The organism is Streptomyces sp. NPDC090499, from assembly GCF_044769305.1.
Lineage (GTDB): Bacteria > Actinomycetota > Actinomycetes > Streptomycetales > Streptomycetaceae > Streptomyces.
The window spans coordinates 107,399-131,231 of record NZ_JBIVXP010000020.1; the positions used below are offsets into that span (position 1 = coordinate 107,399).

20 protein-coding genes and 1 tRNA gene are annotated in these 23,833 nt (G+C 72.2%); 16 read left to right on the forward strand and 5 right to left on the reverse strand.

Annotated features, from left to right (window positions below; all coding sequences use genetic code 11):
• The first annotated feature begins 52 nt into the window (after positions 1-52).
• From ACIQVL_RS42885 to ACIQVL_RS42930, 10 genes are all read left to right on the forward strand, one after another.
• Positions 53-331 carry a DUF3039 domain-containing protein gene (locus tag ACIQVL_RS42885; RefSeq protein ID WP_351718250.1) on the forward strand — a complete coding sequence of 93 codons (279 nt, stop codon included), beginning with the start codon at positions 53-55 and terminating at the stop codon, positions 329-331.
• A gap of 234 nt (positions 332-565) precedes the next feature.
• Complete coding sequence (locus tag ACIQVL_RS42890; protein WP_403434793.1) at positions 566-1,858, forward strand: extracellular solute-binding protein; 1,293 nt, start codon at positions 566-568, stop codon at positions 1,856-1,858.
• Positions 1,855-2,814 (forward strand): carbohydrate ABC transporter permease, encoded by a 960-nt coding sequence (locus ACIQVL_RS42895; RefSeq protein ID WP_403434791.1) that lies wholly within the window; start codon positions 1,855-1,857, stop codon positions 2,812-2,814. The genes ACIQVL_RS42890 and ACIQVL_RS42895 overlap by 4 nt, the downstream gene beginning before the upstream one ends.
• A gap of 5 nt (positions 2,815-2,819) precedes the next feature.
• Positions 2,820-3,665, forward strand: coding sequence for a carbohydrate ABC transporter permease (locus tag ACIQVL_RS42900; RefSeq protein WP_403434789.1), 846 nt, complete (start codon positions 2,820-2,822; stop codon positions 3,663-3,665).
• A gap of 10 nt (positions 3,666-3,675) precedes the next feature.
• Positions 3,676-5,307, forward strand: coding sequence for a beta-N-acetylhexosaminidase (locus ACIQVL_RS42905; protein WP_403434787.1), 1,632 nt, complete (start codon positions 3,676-3,678; stop codon positions 5,305-5,307).
• Between the two features lie 302 nt (positions 5,308-5,609).
• The gene (locus ACIQVL_RS42910; RefSeq protein ID WP_093502377.1) at positions 5,610-6,503 is read left to right on the forward strand and encodes a xanthine dehydrogenase family protein subunit M; all 894 of its coding nucleotides are present in this window, start codon (positions 5,610-5,612) and stop codon (positions 6,501-6,503) included.
• The gene (locus ACIQVL_RS42915) at positions 6,500-8,263 is read left to right on the forward strand and encodes a 2Fe-2S iron-sulfur cluster-binding protein (RefSeq protein ID WP_403478187.1); all 1,764 of its coding nucleotides are present in this window, start codon (positions 6,500-6,502) and stop codon (positions 8,261-8,263) included. The genes ACIQVL_RS42910 and ACIQVL_RS42915 overlap by 4 nt, the downstream gene beginning before the upstream one ends.
• Entirely contained in the window at positions 8,260-10,572 is a 2,313-nt protein-coding gene (locus tag ACIQVL_RS42920) for a xanthine dehydrogenase family protein molybdopterin-binding subunit (RefSeq protein ID WP_403434783.1), read from the forward strand. The genes ACIQVL_RS42915 and ACIQVL_RS42920 overlap by 4 nt, the downstream gene beginning before the upstream one ends.
• A gap of 2 nt (positions 10,573-10,574) precedes the next feature.
• Complete coding sequence (locus ACIQVL_RS42925) at positions 10,575-11,105, forward strand: AAA family ATPase (RefSeq protein WP_403478224.1); 531 nt, start codon at positions 10,575-10,577, stop codon at positions 11,103-11,105.
• A gap of 145 nt (positions 11,106-11,250) precedes the next feature.
• Positions 11,251-12,420, forward strand: coding sequence for an SUKH-4 family immunity protein (locus ACIQVL_RS42930; RefSeq protein WP_403434781.1), 1,170 nt, complete (start codon positions 11,251-11,253; stop codon positions 12,418-12,420).
• 3 nt (positions 12,421-12,423) lie between these two features.
• On the opposite strand, the gene ACIQVL_RS42935 is transcribed toward ACIQVL_RS42930, so the two are convergent.
• From ACIQVL_RS42935 to ACIQVL_RS42945, 3 genes are read right to left on the reverse strand one after another with little or no spacing between them, the layout of a single operon-like run.
• Positions 12,424-13,137: a response regulator gene (locus ACIQVL_RS42935; protein ID WP_403478188.1), complete on the reverse strand. Its 714-nt coding sequence runs from the start codon at positions 13,135-13,137 to the stop codon at positions 12,424-12,426.
• Positions 13,134-14,297: a sensor histidine kinase gene (locus tag ACIQVL_RS42940; protein ID WP_403478189.1), complete on the reverse strand. Its 1,164-nt coding sequence runs from the start codon at positions 14,295-14,297 to the stop codon at positions 13,134-13,136. The genes ACIQVL_RS42935 and ACIQVL_RS42940 overlap by 4 nt, the downstream gene beginning before the upstream one ends.
• The gene (locus tag ACIQVL_RS42945) at positions 14,294-15,133 is read right to left on the reverse strand and encodes a lysostaphin resistance A-like protein (RefSeq protein WP_403478225.1); all 840 of its coding nucleotides are present in this window, start codon (positions 15,131-15,133) and stop codon (positions 14,294-14,296) included. Before ACIQVL_RS42945 ends, ACIQVL_RS42940 begins: the two co-directional genes overlap by 4 nt.
• A 238-nt stretch (positions 15,134-15,371) precedes the next feature.
• Here ACIQVL_RS42945 and ACIQVL_RS42950 point away from each other — a divergent pair, with 238 nt between their 5' ends.
• Positions 15,372-16,022 (forward strand): DUF3566 domain-containing protein, encoded by a 651-nt coding sequence (locus tag ACIQVL_RS42950; RefSeq protein ID WP_403478190.1) that lies wholly within the window; start codon positions 15,372-15,374, stop codon positions 16,020-16,022.
• Positions 16,023-16,095: 73 nt separating this feature from the next.
• Here ACIQVL_RS42950 and ACIQVL_RS42955 read toward each other — a convergent pair.
• Positions 16,096-16,167 (reverse strand) — tRNA-Cys (locus tag ACIQVL_RS42955).
• Positions 16,168-16,374: 207 nt separating this feature from the next.
• Here ACIQVL_RS42955 and ACIQVL_RS42960 point away from each other — a divergent pair.
• The 4 genes from ACIQVL_RS42960 (at position 16,375) to ACIQVL_RS42975 (ending at position 21,703) form a co-directional block, all read left to right on the forward strand.
• Positions 16,375-17,808, forward strand: coding sequence for an MFS transporter (locus ACIQVL_RS42960; RefSeq protein WP_403478191.1), 1,434 nt, complete (start codon positions 16,375-16,377; stop codon positions 17,806-17,808).
• 180 nt (positions 17,809-17,988) lie between these two features.
• A complete protein-coding gene (locus ACIQVL_RS42965) occupies positions 17,989-19,785 on the forward strand; it encodes a DEAD/DEAH box helicase (protein ID WP_403434693.1) in 1,797 nt (598 codons plus the stop codon).
• A 376-nt stretch (positions 19,786-20,161) separates the two neighbouring features.
• Positions 20,162-20,803 carry a helix-turn-helix domain-containing protein gene (locus ACIQVL_RS42970; RefSeq protein WP_351958203.1) on the forward strand — a complete coding sequence of 214 codons (642 nt, stop codon included), beginning with the start codon at positions 20,162-20,164 and terminating at the stop codon, positions 20,801-20,803.
• A gap of 111 nt (positions 20,804-20,914) precedes the next feature.
• Positions 20,915-21,703, forward strand: a complete 789-nt coding sequence (locus ACIQVL_RS42975; protein ID WP_403434692.1) for a S16 family serine protease — start codon at positions 20,915-20,917, stop codon at positions 21,701-21,703.
• Positions 21,704-21,762: 59 nt separating this feature from the next.
• Here ACIQVL_RS42975 and ACIQVL_RS42980 read toward each other — a convergent pair whose 3' ends face one another.
• A complete protein-coding gene (locus ACIQVL_RS42980; RefSeq protein ID WP_403478192.1) occupies positions 21,763-22,239 on the reverse strand; it encodes an Lrp/AsnC family transcriptional regulator in 477 nt (158 codons plus the stop codon).
• 121 nt (positions 22,240-22,360) lie between these two features.
• On the opposite strand from ACIQVL_RS42980, the gene hppD reads away from it, so the two are divergent.
• Entirely contained in the window at positions 22,361-23,509 is a 1,149-nt protein-coding gene (gene hppD, locus ACIQVL_RS42985; RefSeq protein WP_403434689.1) for a 4-hydroxyphenylpyruvate dioxygenase, read from the forward strand.
• The last annotated feature ends 324 nt before the right edge of the window (positions 23,510-23,833 follow it).

Consider the following 23,833-nt stretch of genomic DNA (forward strand, 5'->3'; position numbering starts at 1 on the left):
CGGACGGCCTTCTCGCAACCGTTGTCCGGGCGCTTCAGTACCCTTGGCACTTATGAGCACTCTTGAGCCCGAGCGCGGGACTGGTACGGGGACCCTCGTAGAACCGACACCGCAGGTGTCCCACGGCGACGGCGACCACGAGCGCTTCGCCCACTACGTCCAGAAGGACAAGATCATGGCGAGCGCCCTCGACGGCACCCCCGTCGTGGCGCTGTGCGGCAAGGTGTGGGTGCCCGGCCGCGACCCGAAGAAGTACCCCGTGTGCCCCATGTGCAAGGAGATCTACGAATCCATGGGCGCCGGCGGCGACGGCGAGGGCCAGGACAAGTAACCCGCAGGTTCGACAGCTCGGCTCTCGAAGGCCCCGGGCACGCTTTGGCGTGCTCCGGGGCCTTTGTCGTACCCGCGCGTTGCACGGAGTGCGTCACGCGGTCACAGAGTGGTTGAGACCTCTTGTCGGCATGTTCATGTTGTCCCTAGCCTCCGTGGTGTTGTGCAGAGCGAAATAGCCGTTGCACATACTGCAACGCTCCCGTGCTTGAGCGCGCTCCCGGAGGGTCACTCCATGAAGCTCCCCGTCCCCGCACTCCTCGTCGGCACCCTGTTCCTCGCCGCCGCGTGCGCCCCGCAGACCTCCTCCAACTCCGCCTCCGACAAGGACGACAAGAGCGGCACCCTGCGGGTGTGGCTCTTCCAGGAGGTCGGCAACGACCCGAAGCAGAAGGTCGTCGACTCCGTCGTCACCGCCTTCGAGAAGGCGCACAGCGGCACCAAGGTCGACGTGGAGTACATCCCGGTCGACACGCGCGCCCAGCGCGTCAAGGCCGCCTTCAACGACCCGGCCTCGGCCCCCGACGTCATGGAGTACGGCAACACCGACACCGCCGGTTACGTCCACGACGGCGGACTCCTCGACGTCACGAAGGACTTCGCCGCCTGGAGCGAGGCGAAGGACACCGACCCCACGGCCAAACAGTCGGTGACCGTCGGCGGCAAGGTCTACGGCGCCCCCTTCTACGTCGGCGTCCGCGCCCTCTACTACCGCACGGACGTCTTCGGGGAACTCGGCCTGAAACCGCCGGCCACCCTGGCCGGGCTGGCCGCCACCGCCCGCAAGATCCGCGCCGCGAAGCCCGGCCTGTACGGCCTGGTCGTCGGCGGCGCCTACACCTACGGTGCGATGCCCTTCATCTGGGCCGAGGGCGGCGAGCTGGCCACGGACAAGGGCGGCTCGTACACCTCGGCGATCGGCAGTGCGGCCGCGCAGAAGGGCATCAAGGAGTACACGTCCCTCTTCGGCGACGACAACTGTCCGGCCGCCAAGTGCGCGGGCTTCGGCGGCAACGACACGGTCACCGCGTTCGCCGCGGGCAAGGCGGGCATGGCGATCGGCGGCGACTTCAGCCATGCCGCCGTGGAGGCGGGGAGCGTCAAGGGCAAGTACGCGGTGGTGCCGCTGCCGGGGGTCACGGCCGGCTCGGTCGCGCCGGCCTTCGCGGGCGGCAACAACATCGGGGTGCTGAAGAGCACCACGCACCGCACGCTGGCCGTCCGGCTGATGGAGGAGCTGACCTCCAAGAAGACGCAGGCTTCGATGTTCGACGCGATGGGTTTTCTGCCGACGTTCAAGGACGTCCGTGACCAGGCGGCCGCGAAGGAGCCGTTCGTGAAGCCGTTCGTGCAGACCCTGGCCGCCGGGACGAAGTTCGTGCCCGCCTCGGCGGGGTGGTCGCAGATCGACTCGTCGCTGGTGCTGCCCACGATGTTCCAGGAGGTCGTCAGCGGCAAGAAGAGCGTGGGGGCGGCTTCGCAGGAGGCGGCGAAGAAGATGGACGCGGCGTTCGGCTCCGCCGGATGACGCCCAACGGGGTGGGGGTCGCGGTTCGTTCGCGGGTGCGGGTGCGTGGGGGCTGTTCGCGCAGTTCCCCGCACCCCTGTAGGGGCGCCGGGTGGCACCCTTGGCTGTATCTCGCGCCCGCTCTGGTCGTCCTCGGGGGATTGCTCGTCTACCCCGTCTATCAGCTCGGGCTCATCTCGGTCTTCCGGTACACCCAGGCTCAGGTCAGTGGCGGTGAGCCGACCGCGTTCGTCGGGTTCGGGAACTACGCGGACGTCTTCCGGGACGACCAGTTCTGGACCGTGCTGCTGGCCACCGTCGGGTTCGCCGCCGCCTGTGTCGTGTCGACCCTTGCCGTCGGGTGTGCGCTCGCCGTGCTGCTGACGCGGGTGCGGGCGGTGCCGCGGCTGGCGCTGATGCTGGCGGCGCTGGGGGCGTGGGCGACCCCGGCCGTCACCGGGTCCACGGTCTGGCTGTTCCTCTTCGACCCGGACTTCGGACCGGTGAACCGGCTGCTCGGGCTCGGCGACCACTCCTGGACGTACGGGCGTTACTCCGCCTTCTTCCTGGTCCTGCTCGAAGTGGTGTGGTGCTCCTTCCCGTTCGTCATGGTCACCGTGTACGCCGGGATCCGCGCCGTACCGTCCGAGGTGCTGGAGGCCGCCGCGCTGGACGGCGCCTCGCAGTGGCGGATCTGGCGGTCGGTGCTGGCGCCGATGCTCCGGCCGATCCTCATGGTCGTCACCGTCCAGTCGGTGATCTGGGACTTCAAGATCTTCACGCAGATCTACGTGATGACCGGCGGGGGCGGCATCGCCGGGCAGAACCTGGTGCTCAACGTGTACGCCTACCAGCAGGCCTTCGCCTCCTCGCAGTACGGGCTGGGCGCGGCCATCGGTGTCGTCACGCTGCTGGTGCTGCTCGCCGTGACCCTGGTCTACCTGCGGCTGCTGCGCCGGCAGGGAGAGGAGCTGTGACCGTCGTGAATCTTGTGCGCGGGTTCGTACGGCGGCCGGGGCGGCTGGCGGCCGAGGGGGCGGCGCTGGCGATCGCCGTACTCGTCGCCTTCCCGCTGTACTGGATGGTGCTGGGCGCCTTCAGACCGGCCGGGGAGATCGAGTCGGACCGGCCCCGGCCGTGGACCCTCTCGCCCTCTCTGGACTCCTTCCGGCGGGTCTTCGGGCAGCAGGAATTCGGCCGCTACTTCGTCAACAGTCTGGTCGTCGCGGGCAGTGTGGTCATCGTCTCGGCGCTGATCGCCTTTCTCGCGGCGACCGCCGTGACCCGATTCCGGTTCCGCTTCCGGACCACCTTGTTGATCATGTTTCTGGTGGCCCAGATGGTGCCCGTGGAGGCCCTCGCCATCCCCCTCTTCTTCCAGATGCGGGACTTCGGTCTGCTGAACACGCTGGGCTCGCTGATCCTGCCCCACATCGCCTTCTCGCTGCCCTTCGCGATCTGGATGCTGCGGGGGTTCGTGAAAGGGGTGCCTCAGGCACTGGAGGAGGCCGCGTACATCGACGGCGCGAGCCGGTCGCGCTTTCTCTGGCAGATCCTTTTTCCGCTCGTCCTGCCGGGCCTGGTGGCCACGAGCGTGTTCTCCTTCATCTCCGCCTGGAACGACTTCCTGTTCGCCAAGTCCTTCATCATCAGCGACACCTCGCAGTCCACGCTGCCGATGGCGCTCCTGGTGTTCTTCAAGCCGGACGACCCCGACTGGGGCGGCGTGATGGCGGCCTCCACGGTGATGACGATTCCGGTGCTGGTGTTCTTCGTACTCGTACAGCGACGCCTGGTCTCCGGACTGGGCGGAGCGGTTAAGGACTGACGTGACTGACGTGACTTCAGAGACCGATCTGATTCCGGCACCGCGCGCCGTCGAGGGGCCGATGCGGTGCGGTGTCCTGTTCGACGAGGGCACCACGCTGTGGGCGGCCCCGGGAACCGAGGGGACGGAACGCTGGCTGCGCGCCACCCTCGGCGCGGCCCTGGGGCTGCCGCTGCGGCCGGGTCCGCAGGACGCCCGGGACTCCGTACGGCTGCTCCTGGACGACTCGCTGGAGCCCGAGGCGTACCGGCTGAGTGCCGTCGCCACCTGGGGCGTCGAGATCCGGGGCGGCGGGCCGGCCGGCGTCTTCTGGGGCGCCCAGACCCTGCGTCAACTGCTCGGCCCGGAGGCGTTCCGGCGGGCCCCCGTGCGGCCCGGCATCCGGTACGGGGTCCCGCACCAGATCATCGAGGACGCCCCCCGGTTCCGCTGGCGCGGCCTCATGCTCGACGTGGCCCGGCACTTCACGCCCAAGGAAGGCGTCCTGCGCTACCTCGATCTCATGGCGGCGCACAAACTCAACGTCTTCCACTTCCACCTGACGGACGACCAGGGCTGGCGGATCCAGATCGAGCGGTACCCCCGGCTCACCGAGGTCGGCTCCTGGCGCAGCCGCACGAAATTCGGTCATCGGGCGTCACCCCTGTGGGAGGAGAAGCCGCACGGCGGTCACTACACCCGGGACGACATCCGGGAGATCGTCGCCTACGCGGCCGAGCGGCATATCACGGTCGTCCCCGAAATCGACGTGCCGGGACACTCGCAGGCCGCCATCGCCGCGTATCCGGAACTCGGCAACACCGACGTCATCGACACCACCGCCCTCTCCGTCTGGGACTCCTGGGGGATCTCTCCGAACGTACTCGCCCCCACTGACAACACCCTGCGCTTCTACGAGGGGGTGTTCGAGGAAGTGCTGGAGCTGTTCCCCTCGGAGTTCATTCACGTCGGCGGCGACGAATGCCCCAAGGAGCAGTGGCGGGCGTCCCCGGCCGCCAAGGCGCGCATCGCGGAACTCGGGCTGGCCGACGAGGACGAGTTGCAGTCGTGGTTCATCGGCCACTTCGCGAAGTGGCTTTCCGCGCGCGGGCGTCGGCTCATCGGCTGGGACGAGATCCTGGAGGGCGGGATCGCCGAGGGCGCGGCCGTCTCGTCGTGGCGCGGTTACGGCGGCGGGATCGCGGCCGCGCGGGCCGGACACGACGTCGTCATGTGCCCCGAGCAGTACGTGTACCTGGACCACCGGCAGGCCGGCGGCGCCGACGAACCGGTGCCGATCGGATACGTCCGCACCCTGGAGGACGTGTACCGGTTCGAGCCCGTTCCGGCGGAGCTGGACGAATCCCAGGCGCGGCGGATCCTCGGCACCCAGGCCAACGTCTGGACCGAGGTCATGGAGGACCACGCGCGCGTGGACTACCAGGCCTTCCCCCGGCTCGCCGCCTTCGCCGAGGTCGCCTGGAGCGCCCTGCCGGCCCCGGGGGAGCGGGACTTCGCCGACTTCGAGCGGCGGATGACCGCCCACTACGGGCGGCTCGACGCGCTCGGCGTCGCCTACCGGCCGCCGGCCGGCCCCCTGCCGTGGCAGCAGCGCCCCGGCGTCCCCGGCCGTCCCCTCGACGGGCCGCCCCCGAACCGCTGACCCGGCCACCCCCTGTCCCCGCTGCCCCCGCTGCCCCTGCCCCTGCCCCGCCCCACGTCCCCGCTCCGAACGCGTAATGGAAAAAGACCCCAAGGATCACCGAAGAGTGTCAATCGGTACGCACCGGCGATGGTGGAAGAAAACGGACCAAGTCGCCGATGAGGTGGGCGAATGCCTCCTAGCGGACCCGTGCGTTCGAGGCTTGCGAAGATGTGCCAGAGTTGCCACGTCCGCCCTGTGAGCACGTACCGTACGGCCACACAGGTGGGACCAGGTGGGGCAGCGGGAAGGGGCAGCCGGTTTTGACCACGCACGCACCGCAGGCGGGGCAGTCCGTCACGCTGCCCACGACGCTGAACGAGGCCGTGGCGGCCCTCACCGACATGCCCGCCGCCGTCCCCGTCGCGGGCGGCACCGACCTGATGGCCGCCGTCAACTCCGGACAGCTCAGGCCCGCCGCCCTGGTCGGCCTCGGCCGGATCAGCGAGATCCGCGGCTGGCAGTACCAGGACGGCAACGCCCTGCTCGGCGCCGGCCTCACGCACGCGCGCATGGGCCGCCCCGACTTCGCGGCCCTGATCCCGGCGCTCGCCGCCGCCGCGCGGGCCGCCGGTCCGCCGCACATCCGCAACGCCGGCACCCTGGGCGGCAACATCGCCACGGCCGCGCCCACCGGCGACGCGCTGCCGGTGCTCGCCGCCCTGGAGGCGACGCTGATCATCGCGGGACCGGGCGGATCCCGCCGGGAGATCCCGGTGTCGCACCTGCTGGCCGGCGTGGAGATGCTCCGCGCGGGCGAGCTGATCGGCTTCGTGCGGGTGCCGCTGCTGCACGCCCCGCAGGTCTTCCTGAAGGCGACCGGGCGCACCGGGCCGGGCCGCTCGGTGGCCTCCGTGGCGCTCGTCCTCGACCCCGCCCGGCGCGGGGTCAGATGCGCCGTCGGGGCCATAGCGCCGATGCCGCTCAGGCCCCTGGACGCCGAGCAGTGGGTGGCCCGGCTGATCGACTGGGACAACGACCGCGCACTCGTCCCGGAGGCGCTGGCCGCCTTCGGCGAGTACGTCGCGGCCGCCTGCATCCCGGACCCGGCCCCCGAGCCCGACGGCTCGGTGCCGGCGCTTCCGCCCGCCGTACTGCACCTGCGGCGCACCGTCGCCGCGCTGGCCCGACGAGCACTGGGGAGGGCGCTGTCATGACCGACGACCAGCACGGAGAGGGCGCGCCCGCGAACGGGGGCGGCCGCCGCTGGGACCCGCTGCCCCAGGGCGACTACGACGACGGTGCGACCGCGTTCGTGAAGCTTCCCGAGGGCGGCATCGAGGCCCTGCTGTCCGCCGACAGCCCGCTGGCCGCGCCCGGACACGGCTATGTGCCGCCGCAGATAGCGGCCGCTCCCGGCACCGACACCTGGGGCGCGCCGGCCGACGGCGCCCGGTGGCCCGACCCGAACGCGGTCCCGCAGGAGCGGCTGGCCGACGACCGGTTCACGTACAACCCCGCCTCGACACAGCAGTGGACGTACGAGGAGCCGCAGCCCGCGCCCGGCCACGATGTGACCGGCCAGTGGTCGATCCCGGTCGCGAGCGGCGACTCACCGGACGAATCGGGCGAGTTCACCACATCCGCCCTCATGGAGCAGTGGGGCGGCACGCCGCCGGCGACCCTGCCGGGCGGTGCCTCCGCGCCGTGGGTGACGGAGACCGGGAGCTGGGAACACCCCGCGGAGGCCCCTGGGGCGCCCGCTGAGCCCTCTGCGGGTCGCGGCGACACGCCGCCCGCTCGGCTCGCCTCCCAGGCCGTCGGTGCGCCGCCTGTGGCCGACGTGTCGAGCAGGGGCGAAGGGGGCGAACGGGGTGAAACGGGGGAGATCGGCGAACCGTACACGGTCGGCCGGCCGTCCGACACCGGCGAACTGCGCGCCGTCGGCGGCCCGCCCGGCGCCGGCCAGGCCGACGCGCCCCGCGACACGACCGGCTCGCACCCCGCCCACGACCCGCAGGCCGCCGACGGCGAGTCCGCCCCGCAGGGGCCACCCGCACCCGACGACGAGAGCGGCACGGGCGGCGCGGCCGACAACCGACACGCCGAGGGCGAGGCCGAGGCGGTCGACGACCACCCGCTGGCCTCCTACGTCCTGCGCGTCAACGGCGCCGACCGCCCCGTCACCGACGCCTGGATCGGCGAGTCCCTCCTGTACGTCCTCCGCGAGCGCCTCGGCCTCGCCGGTGCCAAGGACGGCTGCTCGCAGGGCGAGTGCGGCGCCTGCAACGTCCAGGTCGACGGCCGCCTGGTCGCCTCCTGCCTGGTCCCCGCGGTGACCGCCGCCGGCAGCGAGGTCCGCACGGTCGAGGGCCTGGCCCAGGACGGCCGCCCCTCGGACGTGCAACGCGCCCTGGCCCGCTGCGGAGCCGTCCAGTGCGGCTTCTGCGTCCCCGGCATGGCGATGACCGTCCACGACCTGCTGGAGGGCAACCCGGCCCCCACCGAGCTGGAGACCCGCCAGGCCCTGTGCGGCAACCTCTGCCGCTGCTCCGGCTACCGGGGCGTCCTGGACGCCGTCGACGAGGTCGTCGCCGAACGCGAGGCACACGCCGCCGCCGGCGCTGAGACGGACGGCGACGAGGCCCGTATTCCGCATCAGGCGGGACCGGGAGCCGGCGGCGTCAACGCGTCGGCGTTCGAGTCCCCGCGCACCTTCGGGGCCGGAATCCAGATCCCGCAGGAGCAGGCGTACGACCAGTCGTACGGTGGCAACCAGTCGTTCGGCGGCAACCAGTCGTTCGGCGGCAACCAGTCGTTCGGCGGCAACCAGTCGTTCGGCGGCAACCAGACCTTCGGCGGCAACCAGACCTTCGGCGGCAACCAGACCTTCGGCGGCAACCAGTCGTTCGACGAGCAGAGCCAGAACCAGAGCTACGACGATCAGCCCTACGGCCCGGACGGAGGCCAGGCGTGACCAACGAGACCGTCGTCACGACCACCGCCGCGGAGACCCCCGTCCCCGCCGCCGAGCCGCTGCCGCACGGCCTCGGCGTGTCGCTGCCGGCCGCCGACGCCGGCGCGAAGACCGAGGGCACCTTCCCGTACGCGGCCGACCTGTGGGCCGAAGGCCTGCTCTGGGCGGCCGTGCTGCGCTCCCCGCACCCGCACGCGCGCATCGTGTCGATCGACACCAGCCACGCGCGCGAGATGCCCGGCGTACGGGCCGTCGTCACCCACGAGGACGTGCCCGGCACCCCGCGCCACGGCCGGGGCACCCCGGACCGCCCGGTCTTCGCCTCCGAGGTCGTACGGCACCACGGCGAGCCCATCGCCGCCGTCGCCGCCGACCACCCGGACACCGCCCGCATGGCCGCCGCCGCCGTCATCGTCGAGTACGAGGTGCTCGACCCGGTCATCGACCCCGAGCAGTCCTTCGAGGCCGAGCCGCTGCACCCCGACGGCAACCTGATCCGGCACATCCCGCTCCAGCACGGCGACCCGGACGCGACCGGCGAGATCGTGGTCGAGGGCCAGTACCGCATCGGCCGCGCCGACCCCGCCCCCATCGGCGCCGAGGCCGGACTCGCCGTGCCCCGCCCCGACGGCGGCGTCGAGCTCTACCTGGCCTCCACCGACCCGCACACCGACCGCAACACGGCCGCCGCCTGCTACGGCCTGTCGCTCGAACAGGTGAAGATCGTCGTCACCGGCGTGCCGGGCGCGACCGCCGACCGCGAGGACCAGGGCTTCCAGCTGCCGCTCGGCCTGCTCGCCCTGAAGACCGGCTGCCCGGTCAAGCTCACGGCGACCCGCGAGGAGTCCTTCCTCGGCCACGCGCACCGCCACCCCACCCTGCTCCGCTACCGGCACCACGCCGACGCCGAGGGCAAGCTGGTCAAGGTCGAGGCGCAGATCCTGCTCGACGCGGGCGCCTACGCCGACACCTCCGCCGAGTCCCTGGCCGCCGCCGTCTCCTTCGCCTGCGGCCCGTACGTCGTCCCCAACGCCTTCATCGAGGGCTGGGCCGTCCGCACCAACAACCCGCCCTCCGGCCATGTCCGCGGCGAGGGCGCCATGCAGGTCTGCGCCGCCTACGAGGCGCAGATGGACAAGCTCGCGAAGAAGCTCGGCCTCGACCCGGCCGAGATCCGGCTGCGCAACGCGCTCGCCACCGGCGACCTCCTGCCCATCGGCCAGACCGTGACCTGCCCGGCCCCGGTCGCCGAACTCCTCCAGGCGGTACGGGACTTCCCGCTCCCGCAGCTGCCCAAGGACACCCCCGAGGACGAGTGGCTGCTGCCCGGCGGCCCCGAGGGCGCCGGCGAACCGGGCGCGGTGCGCCGGGGCGTCGGCTACGGCCTCGGCATGGTGCACATGCTCGGCGCGGAGGGCGCCGACGAGGTCTCCACCGCCACGGTCAAGGTCCACGACGGCATCGCGACCGTGCTCTGCGCGGCCGTGGAGACCGGCCAGGGCTTCACCACGCTGGCCCGCCAGATCGTCCAGGAGACCCTCGGTGTCGACGAGGTCCACGTGGCCCCCGTCGACACCGACCAGCCGCCGGCCGGCCCCGGCTGCCGCGGCCGCCACACCTGGGTCTCCGGCGGGGCCGTGGAACGCGCCGCCAAGATGGTCCGCACCCAGCTCCTCCAGCCCCTCGCCCACAAGTTCGGCATGTCCACCGAGCTGCTCCAGATCACCGACGGCAAGATCACGTCGTACGACGGCGTCCTGTCGACCACCGTCACCGAGGCGCTGGACGGCAAGGAGCTGTGGGCCACCGCGCAGTGCCGCCCGCACCCCACCGAGCCGCTCAACGGCGACGGCCAGGGCGACGCCTTCGTCGGCCTCGCCTTCTGCGCGATCCGCGCGGTCGTCGACGTCGACATCGAGCTCGGTTCGGTACGGGTCGTGGAGCTGGCCGTCGCCCAGGACGTCGGCCGGATCCTCAACCCGGCCCAGCTGAACGCCCGGATCGAGGCCGGTGTCACGCAGGGCGTCGGCATCGCCCTGACGGAGAACCTGCGCACCCCGCGCGGCCTGATCCGCCACCCCGATCTCACCGGCTACGCCCTGCCGACCGCCCTCGACGCACCCGACATCCGGATCGTCAAACTCGTCGAGGAACGCGACGTGGTCGCCCCCTTCGGCGCCAAGTCGGTCAGCGCGGTACCGGTCGTGACCTCCCCCGCGGCCATCGCCTCCGCCGTCCGCGCCGCAACCGGCCGCCCGGTCAACCGCCTCCCGATCCGCCCGCAGGCGGCGGTGGTCACGGGCCAGTGAGCCTGTCCGGGGTCGTGGTGATCGCGGGGGTCATGGCCTCGGGCAAGTCGACCGTCGCCCAGGCGCTGGCCGAGTACCTGCCCCGGGCCGCGCACGTCCGCGGCGACCTCTTCCGCCGCATGATCGTCTCGGGGCGCCGGGACCACACCCCCGACGCCTCCGCCGAGGCCACCGCCCAGCTCCACCTCCGGTACCGCCTCTCGGCGGCGACGGCGGACGCCTACGCCGAGGCCGGCTTCACCGCGATCGTCCAGGACGTGCTGCTGGGCCCCGAGCTGACGTCGTACGTCGAGCGGATCCGCAGCCGCCCCCTGCACGTCGTCGTTCTCGCCCCCAGCCCCGCGGCCGTGGCGGAGCGGGAGGCAGGGCGGTCGAAGAGCGGGTACGGGCCCGCGTGGACGATCGCCGACCTGGACGCGGAACTCCGTCTGCGGACCCAGCCGTTGGGACTGTGGCTGGACACGTCGGCGCTCTCCGTGGAACAGACGGTGCAAGCGATTCTCGCCGGGACGGAACGGTCCAGGGTCGCCTGACGTCTCTTCTGCGGGGCGTTGTCAGTGCCGCGGCGTAGTGTTCTGGTCAGTGGGGGACACCCGTCCGACGGACTCTCCACCGGACTTTCCATCAGACTTCTCATACGACGTGAATTTTTTGAACTCTCTGATCGCGGGGGCGGCGATGAGCACGACCAGCACGACCGGCAGCGGGGCGGCGGCGATCACGCTGACCGAGGCCGAACTGGACCGGTACATCACGCACGAACCCACCCGCAGCTGGCTCACCGGTCCCGGACTGCCCGAGAGCGGCGGCCTGCTGACGTTCGAGCCGCTGCGCACCGTCGGCCTGCGCACCCTGGCGGACGTCACCGACGGCCCGGCCCGGCTCGCGGAGGAGCTCCGGGACCGGCTGGTGATCGGGGAGCTGCTGGCCCCGGCCGGCCTGGACACCGAGTCGATCCTCCTCGACGGCGGCACTGGCGAGATCAGCACGGCCTACCTGGTCGACCCCACCGACCCGCGCCCGCTGGCCCCCTCGCTGGAGACCCTGCTGCGCTTCGCCGCGGTCACCGAGGAACTGACGGACCTGCGCGGCCGCTTCGCCTCCCTCGCCGGTACGCACGGCACGAAGACGGCGACCGAGGCCTCCCGCAGGCTCCTGGAGCTCTTCGAGGAGGGCACGGCAGGCCGCGTCCCGCCGTACTGGAAGGCGACGGCCCTGATCCGTCCCCTCAGCCTGATCGCCGGCCCCGGCACGGACTCCGGGCTCGCCGTCGACCTGCCGGCCCGGCTCCTGGACCAGGAGTTCGGGCAGGGCCGGGTGGCCCGCTTCGAGGAGGTCGACTTCCCGCCCACGCTCACCCACGAGCCGACCCGCCGCTTCCTGCGCGAGACCGGCATCCCGGAGGACGCGGTCGTCTTCCACCTGGACCCGGACGCCCCGCTGCCCACCCTCTGGGAGTACTTCACCGACATCCACACCGGCGGCTTCCCCCTGGACAACCTGCCGGCCCACGCCGACCGGCTGATACGCCTCGGCTACCTGGTCGAGGACAACAGCCTCGTCGTGGACGGCTCCACCGGCGCGATCCTCAACTTCTCCGAGCCCGAGGCGACCCTCTACCCCCTCAACACGGACATCTCCACGCTCGCCTACACCCTCTGGCTCCTGCACCACGAGCGCACCATCGACGAGCACCTGAACCACGAACTCACCACCGAGGCCTACGACCAGCTCGCCGCGACCATGCTCCACACCCTCGCGGCCATCGACCCCACCCCGGTCACCACGGACGCCGACTGGCACTACTGGACGGAGCTGTTCCAGGACGAGGCGGGCGGGGTGCTGTAGAGGTCAGGTCACCAGGCCCTGGCGGTAGGCGTAGACGACGGCCTGGACGCGGTCGCGCAGCCCCAGCTTGGTCAGGATGCGGGACACGAAGGTCTTGACGGTCTCCGGGCTGATCACGAGCGCCGCGGCGATCTCGCTGTTGGAGAGGCCGTCCGCGATCAGCCGCAGCACCTCCAGCTCGCGCGGCGTCAGCGGGACGCCGTGCGGGGTGCCGCCGTCGGCCGGGCGGATCCGGGCGGCGTAGCGGCCCACGAGCTGCCGGGTCACCTCGGGGTCCAGCAGGGCCGCGCCCGCGGCCACGGTCCGGATGCCGTGCAGCAGCCGGTCCGGCGGCGCGTCCTTGAGCAGGAAGCCGCTGGCGCCGGCGCGCAGGGCCTCGTAGACGTACTCGTCCAGGTTGAACGTCGTCACCACGAGCACCTTCACCGGATGCGGCACCCCGGCACCGGCGAGCAGCCGGGTGGCCTCGATGCCGTCGAGGACCGGCATCCGGACGTCCATCACCACGACGTCCGGGCGCACCCGGGCGGCGAGGTCGACCGCGGCCCGCCCGTCCCCGCACTCGCCCACCACCTCCAGGTCGGGCTGGGCGCCGATGATCGTCGCCAGCCCGGTGCGGACCAGCACCTGGTCGTCGCAGACCAGGACCCGGATCGGCGCCTCGCCGACGGCGGCGGTCACACCGGGCCCGCCGGTCCCGCCGGTCACGCCTGTCATGCCGGGCTCCCCGCGGGTATCCGGGCCCGGACGACGAATCGGCCGTCGTCCGTCGCCCCGGCGCTGAACTCGCCGCCCAGCACGGCCACGCGTTCCCGCAGACCGGCCAGGCCCCGCCCGCTCCCGCCCACGGACGCGGTGGCCGGTCCTGACCCGTCCGTGCCGACCTCCACGGTGATCTCCTTCGCGTCGTGCCGCACCCGCACCGAAGTGCGGCTGCCATGGGCGTACTTGAGGGCGTTCGTCAGGGCCTCCTGAACCACCCGGTAGGCCACCAGGTCGGCGCTGCCCGCCGACGGGGACGGCGTGCCCTCCTCGGTGAACTCCACCGGCTGCCCGGCCCGGCGCGTCTGTTCCACGAGCGTGAGCAGCCGGCCGGCCGGCGGTGTCCTGCCGCCGGTGTCCGTGCCGTGGTCGGGATCGAGCAGGTCGAGCAGATGACGCAGGTCGGAGATGGCCCGCCGGCCGGTGTCGGAGACGGCGGTCAGCGTCCGGTCGAGCCGGTCCGGCGCGGCGGTCAGGTACCGGGCCGCCTCCGCCTGCACCACCATCGCCGTCACATGGTGGGTCACCACGTCGTGCAACTCCCGTGCGATCCGGGTGCGTTCGGCGGTACGGGTGTCCTCGGCGACCCGCCGCCGCCGTTCCGCCTCGGCGGCCCGGGTCGAGCGCAGCCACGCCCCGACGCCCCAGGCGAGCACGAGCACCAGGTAGAACGTCACGAACCCGCTCACCGTCTCGCCCCCCGACCCCAGCCGGTACAGCGCGACCGCCAACGGCACGTAGGCCGCTGAGCACACCAGCGCGGTCACCCGCCGGTGCCGTTCCAGATGGGCGCCGGCGCTGATCAGGGCGAGCGGCAGTGCGGTGCCGGCGACCGAGTGGTAGCCGCGCAGCTGGTCGACGGCGAAACCGAGGGACACCAGCGCCAGCGAGAGGGCCGGCCACCGGCGGCGCCCGGCGAGCGGCAGGCACTCCAGGCCCAGCACCGCGATCGTCAGCACGTCGAAGGGGCGGGTCGGCAGGTCTCCGACCTGGGTCCCCTTGCCGTGCAGCGCCGGCAGGAACGAGCCGGCCAGGAGCAGCAGCCCGAGCGGCAGATCCCGGACCGTGACGTCGAGTCGGTGCCACCACCCGGGCGCCCGCTGAGGACCGATCACCGCGGCAGTGTAGCGACGGCGCCGGCCGGCACGTCCCGGCGCCGACGCGGCACCACATGCCCCCGCCGCCTGGCCACCCACAGGAACGCGACCGTCACCAGCACCCCGAGCAGCACCGAGTACACACTCGCCTCCGGCCCGAACTGCCCGCCGGTGACCAGCTGCGACCCCGAGGTGGCCGCGTCCAGCAGCCCCTTCTGCGCTCCGCCGCTGCCGGAGACCTCGGTGCCGAAGATGCCGGACTCGGCGAAGTTCCAGCCGAAGTGCAGGCCGATCGGCAGCCAGAGGGTGCGGGTGGCGGCGTACGCGGCACCGAGCATGCCGCCGGCCTCGATCGCGATGGCGAGGGCGCCCCACACGGTCGCGTCCTTGTTGAGCAGATGCATCATCCCGAACAGGGCCCCTGTCGACACCAGCGCGATCCAGGTCCCGGTGCGTTCCTCGACGATCCTGAACAGCACGCCCCGGAACAGCAGTTCCTCGGTCACCGCGGCGGCGGCCATGTACCCGACCAGCCCCACCGCACCCGTCACCGAACCCGGGCCGCGGACCGTGTAGTCCCCGAGGAAGGCGATGTTCCCGATGACACACGCGAACGTCACCACACCTATGACCGCCCCCCTTCCGAACGCCGTCCGGGCCCCTTCCCGCCCCACCTCGACGCTCGGCCGGTGCTCGGTCCGCCGTACCACCCACCCGTAGACACGCACCGCGACCACGGCCGTGAGCAGGCCGAGGACCAGGGTGAGGAACCAGTTCCCCTGCACCGCGGCGACACCCTGCCCCCCGACGAAGGCGACCGCCGCGACCGCCAGGAGCTGCCAGACCAGCCTCATCATGACTCCCTCACAGAATCCGCGGCCGGGCGCCGCGACTGGCCCGAACGCTACGGATCCGCGGCCCCGCGATCGTCACCGCCGAGTGGACACCTGCCGGTAGCTCGCACGGGGGACAACCCGGGCGCCCGCCCCCGCACGGGCCGGCCCGCCGCTGCTCACTCACCGTCATCGCCGGAAATGCGCGGCCGCACGCCTCCACCTAACGTCGCAGGTGAGGACCAGCGAGGGAGCGGACATGAGCCGAACCAAGCGCAGCAGGACCCGCAGCACGGCCCGCAAACCGGGGCCGAGGATCTCGTCCCGCATGGTGACGTCACCGACGGCGCCCACTCCGACAGCCCCCGAACGCGGGTCGCCGCAGCCGGCACCGGCCCGCGACCACGCCTTCCCGCACGGCCCACCGCGCCGGCCCACCCGCATGCGGATAGCCGGGACCAACCCGTGGTCGGTCACGGTGATGAGCTTCTTCTTCCTGACCGGCCTGGGGGTGTGCGTCCTCGGCGCCGCCCTCGCCACGTCGTTGCTGCTGGACCTCGTGGCCCCCGGCGAGTGGCCGACGCCGTGGGAGACGCTGATCATCGCGACCGGGGTCGTCGCCCTGGAGATCCTCCTCGGCACCGTCCTGGCCTGCCTGTGCGGCTTCATGTACAACTACACCGCCCGCTTCAGCGGCGGCGTCGAGGTCGCCCTGACCGCCGACCTCACCGACCCGCCCCCGGCCGCCCAGGCCCTCCGTCTCCTGACCCGGCTGCACCAGCACGCCCGCCGACGCCTGGACACCTGGCTGCCGGCCAACCCCCTCACCGGCGCACGCCCTTCCGGCCACCGCGACAGCACCCCTCCCCCACCCGAGGCCGAATCCGCCCCCCACTCCCGGCAGCCATAGCCCCCCGCACAGCAAGAAGGGCGGCACCCCTGTTGAGGTGCCGCCCTCCCGCTCTGCCCGGTCAGGCAGTCGGAGGCCGTGGCGGGAATCGAACCCACGTAACTCGCTTTGCAGGCGAGTCCCTAAACCACTCGGGCACACGGCCGTGTGCGTGAGTTGAAGGTACGAGGGTGCGGGGGACGGGCTCAAGGGGATCGGTGGGGCTGCAACGGGACTGCCATACGGCGTTCATGAAGCGAGGGCCGAGGGGGCCGGGGGGGGCCGGGGACCTGGGGGTGTACGACCAAGGTCGGAGGCGGGGTGGGGCTTGCGACAGGGGTCAGAGTGGGGATTGGGCCTTACCGTGGTGAGCATGACCGCCCTTGAACCGAGCGACGCCGTTGTCGCGGACGAGACCCACGACAGAGCCGATGCGGGGGGTGTGCTGGGGCGGTCGTACCGGGCGTTGAGCATCGGGATCGTCTCCGTCGTGCTGCTCATCGCGTTCGAGGCGACCGCGGTGGGTACGGCGATGCCGGTCGCCGCCCGGGAGCTGGACGGGGTGTCGCTGTACGCGTTCGCCTTCTCCGGGTACTTCACGACCAGCCTGTTCGGGATGGTGCTGGCTGGGCAGTGGTCGGACCGGAAGGGGCCGCTCGGGGCGCTGACGGCGGGGATCGGGGCCTTCGCCGCCGGGCTGGTGGTGGCCGGGACCGCGCAGGGCATGTGGGTGTTCATCGCGGGGCGGGCCGTGCAGGGGTTCGGCGGCGGGCTGGTCATCGTCGCGCTGTACGTCGTGGTGGGGCGGGCCTACCCGGAGCGGTTGCGGCCCGCGATCATGGCCGCGTTCGCCGCCGGCTGGGTGGTGCCGTCCATCGTCGGGCCGCTGGCCGCGGGCGCGGTGACCGAGCAGCTCGGGTGGCGGTGGGTGTTCCTCGGCATCCCGGTGCTCGTGGTCTTCCCGGTGGCGCTGGCCCTGCCGCAGATACGGCGCCGGGCGGGCGGGCCGGTGGCGGGAGAAGGGGGGCAGGTTGCCTTCGACCGGCGGCGGATCCGGCTCGCCTTCGGTATCTCGCTCGGTGCGGGGCTGCTGCAGTACGCGGCCCAGGATCTGCGGTGGGTGTCGGTGGTACCCGCACTGCTCGGCGGTGCGCTGCTGGTGCCCGCCGTGCTCGCGCTGCTGCCCCGCGGCACGTACCGGGCGGCGCGCGGCCTGCCCTCCGTGGTCCTGCTGCGCGGGGTCGCGGCCGGTGCGTTCATCTCCGCCGAGTCCTTCGTGCCGTTGATGCTCGTCACCCAGCGGGGCCTGTCGCCCACCCTGGCCGGGTTCTCGCTGGCGGCCGGCGGGGTGACCTGGGCGGTGGGCTCGTGGGTGCAGGCGCGGCCGCGGATGGAACCGTACCGGGAGCGGCTGATGACGCTCGGGATGGTGCTGGTGGCGGCGGCGGTCGCCGCGGCGCCTGCGGTGCTGGTGTCCGGCGTGCCGGTGTGGACCGTGGCCGTCGCCTGGGGGTTCGGCTGCTTCGGGATGGGCCTGGTGATCGCCTCGGCCAGCGTGCTGATGCTCCGGCTCTCCGCCCCGGCCGAGGCCGGCGCCAACTCCGCGGCCCTGCAGATCTCCGACGCCCTCTCCAACGTCGTCCTGCTCGCCGTGGCCGGCGCGGCCTTCGCCTCCCTCGGCGGCGGCAGCATGACGGGGGCGGCGGGCTCGGGTGCCCGTCCGGCGGCCTTCGCCGCGGTGTTCCTGCCGATGGCCGGGGTGGCCCTGGCCGGGGCCTGGGTGACGACCCGGCTCCGTGATCTGTGACGTGAGTCCCACCCGGGGGTGAGGCGGCCTTGTCCGCGCGTTGACAGCCGGGGGGCGCCGGTAGGGTGGCCCGGTTGTCATACGTAGCTGCCGCCCGACCCCCTTACTACGGAGACCGTGACTACCGCCCGCCCGTCGCCCGCCACCACCCTCAACGGAGGGCCCTCCGGGCCCACACCTATGTCTGCCTCTGCTTCCGCCTCCTCCTCCCATCACCTCTCGCCGGCCTTCCCGGGCCGGGCGCCCTGGGGTACCGCCAGCAAGCTGCGTGCCTGGCAGCAGGGCGCCATGGAGAAGTACGTCCAGGAGCAGCCGCGCGACTTCCTCGCCGTGGCCACGCCCGGCGCCGGGAAGACGACGTTCGCGCTGACGCTCGCCTCGTGGCTGCTGCACCACCACGTCGTGCAGCAGGTCACCGTCGTCGCCCCCACCGAGCACCTGAAGAAGCAGTGGGCGGAGGCCGCGGCGAGGATAGGGATCAAGCTCGACCCCGAGTACAGCGCCGGACCGCTCAGCAGGGAGTACGACGGGGTCGCCGTCACGTACGCCGGTGTCGGCGTGCGGCCGATGCTGCACCGCAACCGGGCCGAGCAGCGCAAGACCCTCGTCATCCTCGACGAGATCCACCACGCCGGCGACTCCAAGTCCTGGGGCGAGGCCTGCCTGGAGGCGTTCGAGCCGGCGACCCGGCGACTGGCCCTGACCGGTACGCCGTTCCGGTCGGACACCAACCCGATCCCCTTCGTGACGTACGAGGAGGGGCAGGACGGGATCCGGCGCTCCTCCGCCGACTACACGTACGGGTACGGCAACGCGCTCGCCGACCACGTGGTGCGGCCGGTCATCTTCCTCTCCTACAGCGGCAACATGCGCTGGCGGACCAAGGCCGGTGACGAGATCGCCGCCCGGCTCGGCGAGCCGATGACCAAGGACGCGGTCAGCCAGGCCTGGCGTACGGCGCTCGATCCGCGCGGCGAGTGGATGCCGGCCGTGCTGCGCGCCGCCGACCAGCGGCTGACCGAGGTGCGCAAGGGCATCCCGGACGCGGGCGCCCTCGTCATCGCCTCCGACCAGGACTCGGCCCGCGCCTACGCCAAGCTGATCCGGGAGATCACCGGGACGAAGGCGACGGTGGTCCTCTCCGACGACACCGGCGCGTCCAAGCGGATCGACGACTTCAGCGCGAGTGACGACCGGTGGATGGTCGCGGTGCGGATGGTGTCCGAGGGCGTCGACGTGCCCCGGCTGGCGGTCGGGGTCTACGCGACGACCATCTCCACTCCGCTCTTCTTCGCCCAGGCCGTCGGCCGTTTCGTGCGGTCCCGGCGGCGCGGCGAGACCGCCTCCGTCTTCCTGCCGACCGTCCCCGATCTCCTCACCTTCGCCAACGAGATGGAGGTCGAGCGCGACCACGCCCTCGACAAGCCGAAGAAGGACGGCGAGGAGGACCCGTACGCCGAGTCCGAGAAGGAGATGGAGGAGGCGAACAAGGAGCAGGACGAGGACACCGGCGAGCAGGAGCAGTTCGCCTTCGAGGCGCTGGAGTCCGAGGCCGTCTTCGACCGGGTGCTCTACGACGGCGCCGAGTTCGGCATGCAGGCCCACCCCGGGAGCGAGGAGGAGCAGGACTACCTCGGCATTCCCGGGCTCCTCGAACCCGACCAGGTGCAGCTGCTGTTGCAGAAGCGGCAGGCCCGGCAGATCGCGCACAGCCGCAAGAAGCCGGACGACGAGGCCGACCTGCTGGAACTGCCCGCGGAACGGCGGCCCGTGGTCTCCCACAAGGAGATGATGGAGCTGCGCAAGCAGCTGAACACGATGGTCAGCGCGTATGTGCATCAGAGCGGGAAGCCGCACGGGGTGATCCACACCGAGCTGCGCAGGGTGTGCGGGGGGCCGCCCAGCGCGGAGGCCACGGCGGGGCAGTTGCGGCAGCGGATCGCCAAGGTGCAGGAGTGGGCCACCCGGATGAGGTAGTCGGTCGGGTGCGGGCCGGCGGGGGCTGGTCGCGCAGTGCCTCCCCCAGCCTTCGGCCGGGGGGACCCCCAGCGCCCCTTTCGGGCGCTGTCGCGAGGACGCTGTGTACATACCGGTGCAATCGGCAGTAGTCCATACCGGTACGTGACCGGATTCTGGACGGAGGCTTCCGCTCAGCGAACCCGCACCGCTACTGTCCGGCTACGCACACGCCCCGTGGCAGCGCCGCCGCGGAGCGCAGCCGTGAAGCGACTGGGCCCGGAGCCGCCGGGCCGCCATGCCGATCGGCGGCCTCTGAAGCGCGTCGCTGACGGGACTCGGCGACGCATCCGCCGCGTCGGAGGTTGCCGGCCTCACCACTTAAGGAGTGGGCGTCGTGACCGCGGAGACCTCTCAGACGCTCGACCGGGGCCTCAGGGTCCTCAAGCTGCTGGCCGACACGGACCACGGGCTGACCGTCACCGAGCTTTCCAACAAACTGGGCGTGAACCGGACCGTGGTGTACCGGTTGCTCGCCACGCTTGAGCAGCATGCGCTGGTACGGCGCGACCTGGGCGGGCGAGCCCGGGTCGGGCTGGGGGTGCTGCGTCTTGGCCGGCAGGTGCATCCGCTGGTACGGGAAGCGGCCCTGCCGGCGCTGCGGTCGCTCGCCGAGGACATCGGGGCGACGGCGCACCTGACCCTGGTCGACGGGACCGAGGCGCTCGCCGTCGCGGTCGTCGAGCCGACCTGGACGGACTATCACGTGGCCTACCGGGCCGGGTTCCGGCACCCGCTGGACCGCGGGGCCGCCGGCAAGGCGATCCTGGCCGCCCGGCACTCGGCGCGGGACGACCCCGGGTACACGCTGACCCACGGCGAACTGGAGGCCGGGGCGAGCGGGGCGGCGGCGCCGCTGATCGGGGTCACCGGCGTCGAGGGCAGCGTGGGGGTCGTGATGCTGGCCGACGCCGTGCCGGAACGGGTCGGCGCACGGGTCATGGACGCGGCCCGGGAGGTCGCGGAGGCGTTGCGCTGACGGACGGCAGCCGGCACGGACGGACGGCAGTCGCGCGGGCGGCGGCGGAGGCGGTGCGGTGGGCGGGGCCGGGACGGTGGCCTGAACAGGTCGCCACGTTAGATTGACTCCGTGCTCTCACGTCTCACGCGTCTCCAGGCCGTCGCCGTCTGTGCGGCTCCCGTCGTGGCTCTGATCGCTACGGCCGTCTTCGCGCCGTTGCCGTTCTCGGTGGCCCAGCCCGGGATGACGGCGAACGTGCTCGGCGCCAACCGGGGCACCCCGGTGATCACCGTCTCCGGGGCGCCCACCCGCACGACCAGCGGGCAGCTGCGGATGACGACGATCGAGGCGACCGGGCCGGACGCGCGGGTCTCGCTCGGTGACGTGCTCGGCAACTGGTTCCGGACGGACCGGGCCGTGATGCCGCGCGACTCGGTCTACCCGAGCGGTGACAACGTCCAGGAGATCGAGCAGCACAACACCGAGCAGATGGAGCAGTCGCAGGACGCGGCGGCCCAGGCCGCGCTGAAGTACCTCGACCTGAGCGCGAGCAAGGTCAAGGTGACCCTCAAGCTGGCGGATGTGGGCGGGCCGAGCGCGGGGTTGCTGTTCTCGCTCGGGATCATCGACAAGCTGGACGGCAACGGCAGCGGGGGCGACCTCACCGGAGGGAAGACCATCGCCGGCACCGGGACCATCGGCGCGGACGGCGCGGTGGGGGCCGTGGGCGGCGTCGCGCTGAAGACGCAGGCCGCGCGACGGGACGGGGCGACGGTGTTTCTCGTGCCGAAGGACGAGTGTGCCGATGCGAAGGCGGAACTGCCGAAGGGGCTGCGGCTGGTGCCGGTGACGACGCTGAAGGGGGCGGTGTCCGATCTGGTGGCGCTGGAGAAGGGGGAGAAGGTCCCCGGCTGCTGAGTTTCGGGTGCGGATGCGGATGCGTGGGGGATGCTCGCGCAGTGCCGCACGCACGCCCCTTACGAGGTGCTGTCCGCGGCGGCCTGCTCCACCAGCGGGATGATCCGTAGCGGAACGGGGTTCTCCATGACGATCGCCGTGGAGGCGCGGACGATGCCTTCGAAGCCGACGACGCGGTCGATCACCCGCTGGAGGTCGGCGTTGGAGCGGGCCACCAGGCGGCACTGCATGTCGCCGGTGCCGGTGGTGGTGTGGAGTTCCAGCACCTCCGGCACGGTCGCCAGGTGCGCTCGCACGTCCGGTCCCTGGCCCTGCCGGATCTGCAGGGTGGCGAACGCGGTGACCGGGTAGCCCAGGGCCGCGGGGTCCACCTGGGGGCCGAACCCCTGGATCACGCCGCTCGACTGAAGCCGGTCCAGGCGCGCCTGCACGGTCCCGCGGGCCACGCCCAGCCTGCGGGACATCTCCAGGACCCCGATGCGCGGCTCCCGGGCCAGCAGCACCAGGATCCGCCCGTCCAGATGATCGATCGCCATGCCCGCCTCCGGATGGTCACCCTGTACAGAAAGTCCGCCAGTACGGCCGTACTGCTGAGCATATTGCCCAGTAGAAACGCCATCTATTGCGCACCTTGCGGGCCAGGTTCACCCTTCGGACATGACGCAGACCACACAGCACACTCCCGCCGCGACCGCCCGGCCGAATGACCCCTTCCCGGTCAAGGGAATGGACGCCGTCGTCTTCGCCGTGGGCAACGCCAAGCAGGCGGCCCACTACTACTCCACCGCCTTCGGCATGCGGCTGGTCGCGTACTCGGGTCCGGAGACCGGCAGCCGCGAGACCGCGAGCTACGTCCTGGAGAACGGGTCGGCCCGGTTCGTCCTCACCTCCGTGATCAAGCCGGACACCGAGTGGGGCCACTTCCTCTCCCGCCACGTGGCCGAGCACGGCGACGGGGTCGTCGACCTCGCCATCGAGGTCCCGGACGCCCGCGCCGCGTACGCCTACGCGGTGGAGCACGGCGCGCGGTCGGTGGCCGAGCCGTACGAACTCAAGGACGAGCACGGCACCGTCGTCCTCGCCGCGATCGCCACGTACGGCGAGACCCGCCACACCCTCGTCGAGCGGACCGGGTACGAGGGCCCCTACCTCCCGGGCTTCACCGCCGCGTCCCCGATCGTCGAACCGCCCGCCCGCCGCACCTTCCAGGCCGTCGACCACTGCGTCGGAAACGTCGAACTCGGCCGCATGAACGAGTGGGTCGGCTTCTACAACAAGGTCATGGGCTTCACGAACATGAAGGAGTTCGTGGGCGACGACATCGCCACCGAGTACAGCGCGCTGATGTCGAAGGTGGTCGCCGACGGCACCCTCAAGGTCAAGTTCCCGATCAACGAACCGGCGATCGCGAAGAAGAAGTCGCAGATCGACGAGTACCTGGAGTTCTACGGCGGGGCGGGCGTCCAGCACATCGCGCTCAACACCAACGACATCGTCGAGACGGTACGGACCATGCGCGCGGCCGGCGTCGAGTTCCTGGACACCCCCGGCTCGTACTACGACACCCTCGGCGAGTGGGTCGGCGACACCCGCGTCCCGATCGACACCCTGCGCGAACTGAGGATCCTCGCCGACCGCGACGAGGACGGCTACCTCCTGCAGATCTTCACCAAGCCGGTCCAGGACCGCCCGACGGTCTTCTTCGAGATCATCGAACGCCACGGCTCCATGGGCTTCGGCAAGGGCAACTTCAAGGCCCTCTTCGAAGCCATCGAACGCGAACAGGACCGCCGCGGCAACCTGTGACCAACCCCCGAGTGCCCGCCGGTAGCGCCGGGTCGCACCACGGTGGCCGGGCGCCCTCGCGGCGGGCAGGGGCCCGGCGGGCATCCGGCCGTGGGGACGGCAGCCGGGTAGCGCCGGGTCGGTCGCACCACGGTGGCCGGGCGCCCTCGCGGCGGGCAGGGGCCCGGCGGGCATCCGGCCGTGGGGACGGCAGCCGGGTACCGCCGGTCCCACCACGGTGGCCGGCCGCCCTCGCGGCGGGCAGGGGCCCGGCGGGCATCCGGCCGTGGGGACGGCAGCCGGGTAGCGCCGGGTCGGTCGCACCACGGTGGCCGGGCGCCCTCG

Bases quoted from the DNA above. Each gene is read 5' to 3' on its own strand.
- ACIQVL_RS42885 (WP_351718250.1), top strand. From the start codon at position 53: ATGAGCACTCTTGAGCCCGAGCGCGGGACTGGTACGGGGACCCTCGTA.
- ACIQVL_RS42890 (WP_403434793.1), top strand. From the start codon at position 566: ATGAAGCTCCCCGTCCCCGCACTCCTCGTCGGCACCCTGTTCCTCGCC.
- ACIQVL_RS42895 (WP_403434791.1), top strand. From the start codon at position 1,855: ATGACGCCCAACGGGGTGGGGGTCGCGGTTCGTTCGCGGGTGCGGGTG.
- ACIQVL_RS42915 (WP_403478187.1), top strand. From the start codon at position 6,500: ATGACCGACGACCAGCACGGAGAGGGCGCGCCCGCGAACGGGGGCGGC.
- ACIQVL_RS42930 (WP_403434781.1), top strand. From the start codon at position 11,251: ATGAGCACGACCAGCACGACCGGCAGCGGGGCGGCGGCGATCACGCTG.
- ACIQVL_RS42935 (WP_403478188.1), bottom strand. From the start codon at position 13,137: ATGACAGGCGTGACCGGCGGGACCGGCGGGCCCGGTGTGACCGCCGCC.
- ACIQVL_RS42945 (WP_403478225.1), bottom strand. From the start codon at position 15,133: ATGAGGCTGGTCTGGCAGCTCCTGGCGGTCGCGGCGGTCGCCTTCGTC.
- ACIQVL_RS42950 (WP_403478190.1), top strand. From the start codon at position 15,372: ATGAGCCGAACCAAGCGCAGCAGGACCCGCAGCACGGCCCGCAAACCG.
- ACIQVL_RS42960 (WP_403478191.1), top strand. From the start codon at position 16,375: ATGACCGCCCTTGAACCGAGCGACGCCGTTGTCGCGGACGAGACCCAC.
- ACIQVL_RS42965 (WP_403434693.1), top strand. From the start codon at position 17,989: ATGTCTGCCTCTGCTTCCGCCTCCTCCTCCCATCACCTCTCGCCGGCC.
- ACIQVL_RS42980 (WP_403478192.1), bottom strand. From the start codon at position 22,239: ATGGCGATCGATCATCTGGACGGGCGGATCCTGGTGCTGCTGGCCCGG.
- hppD (WP_403434689.1), top strand. From the start codon at position 22,361: ATGACGCAGACCACACAGCACACTCCCGCCGCGACCGCCCGGCCGAAT.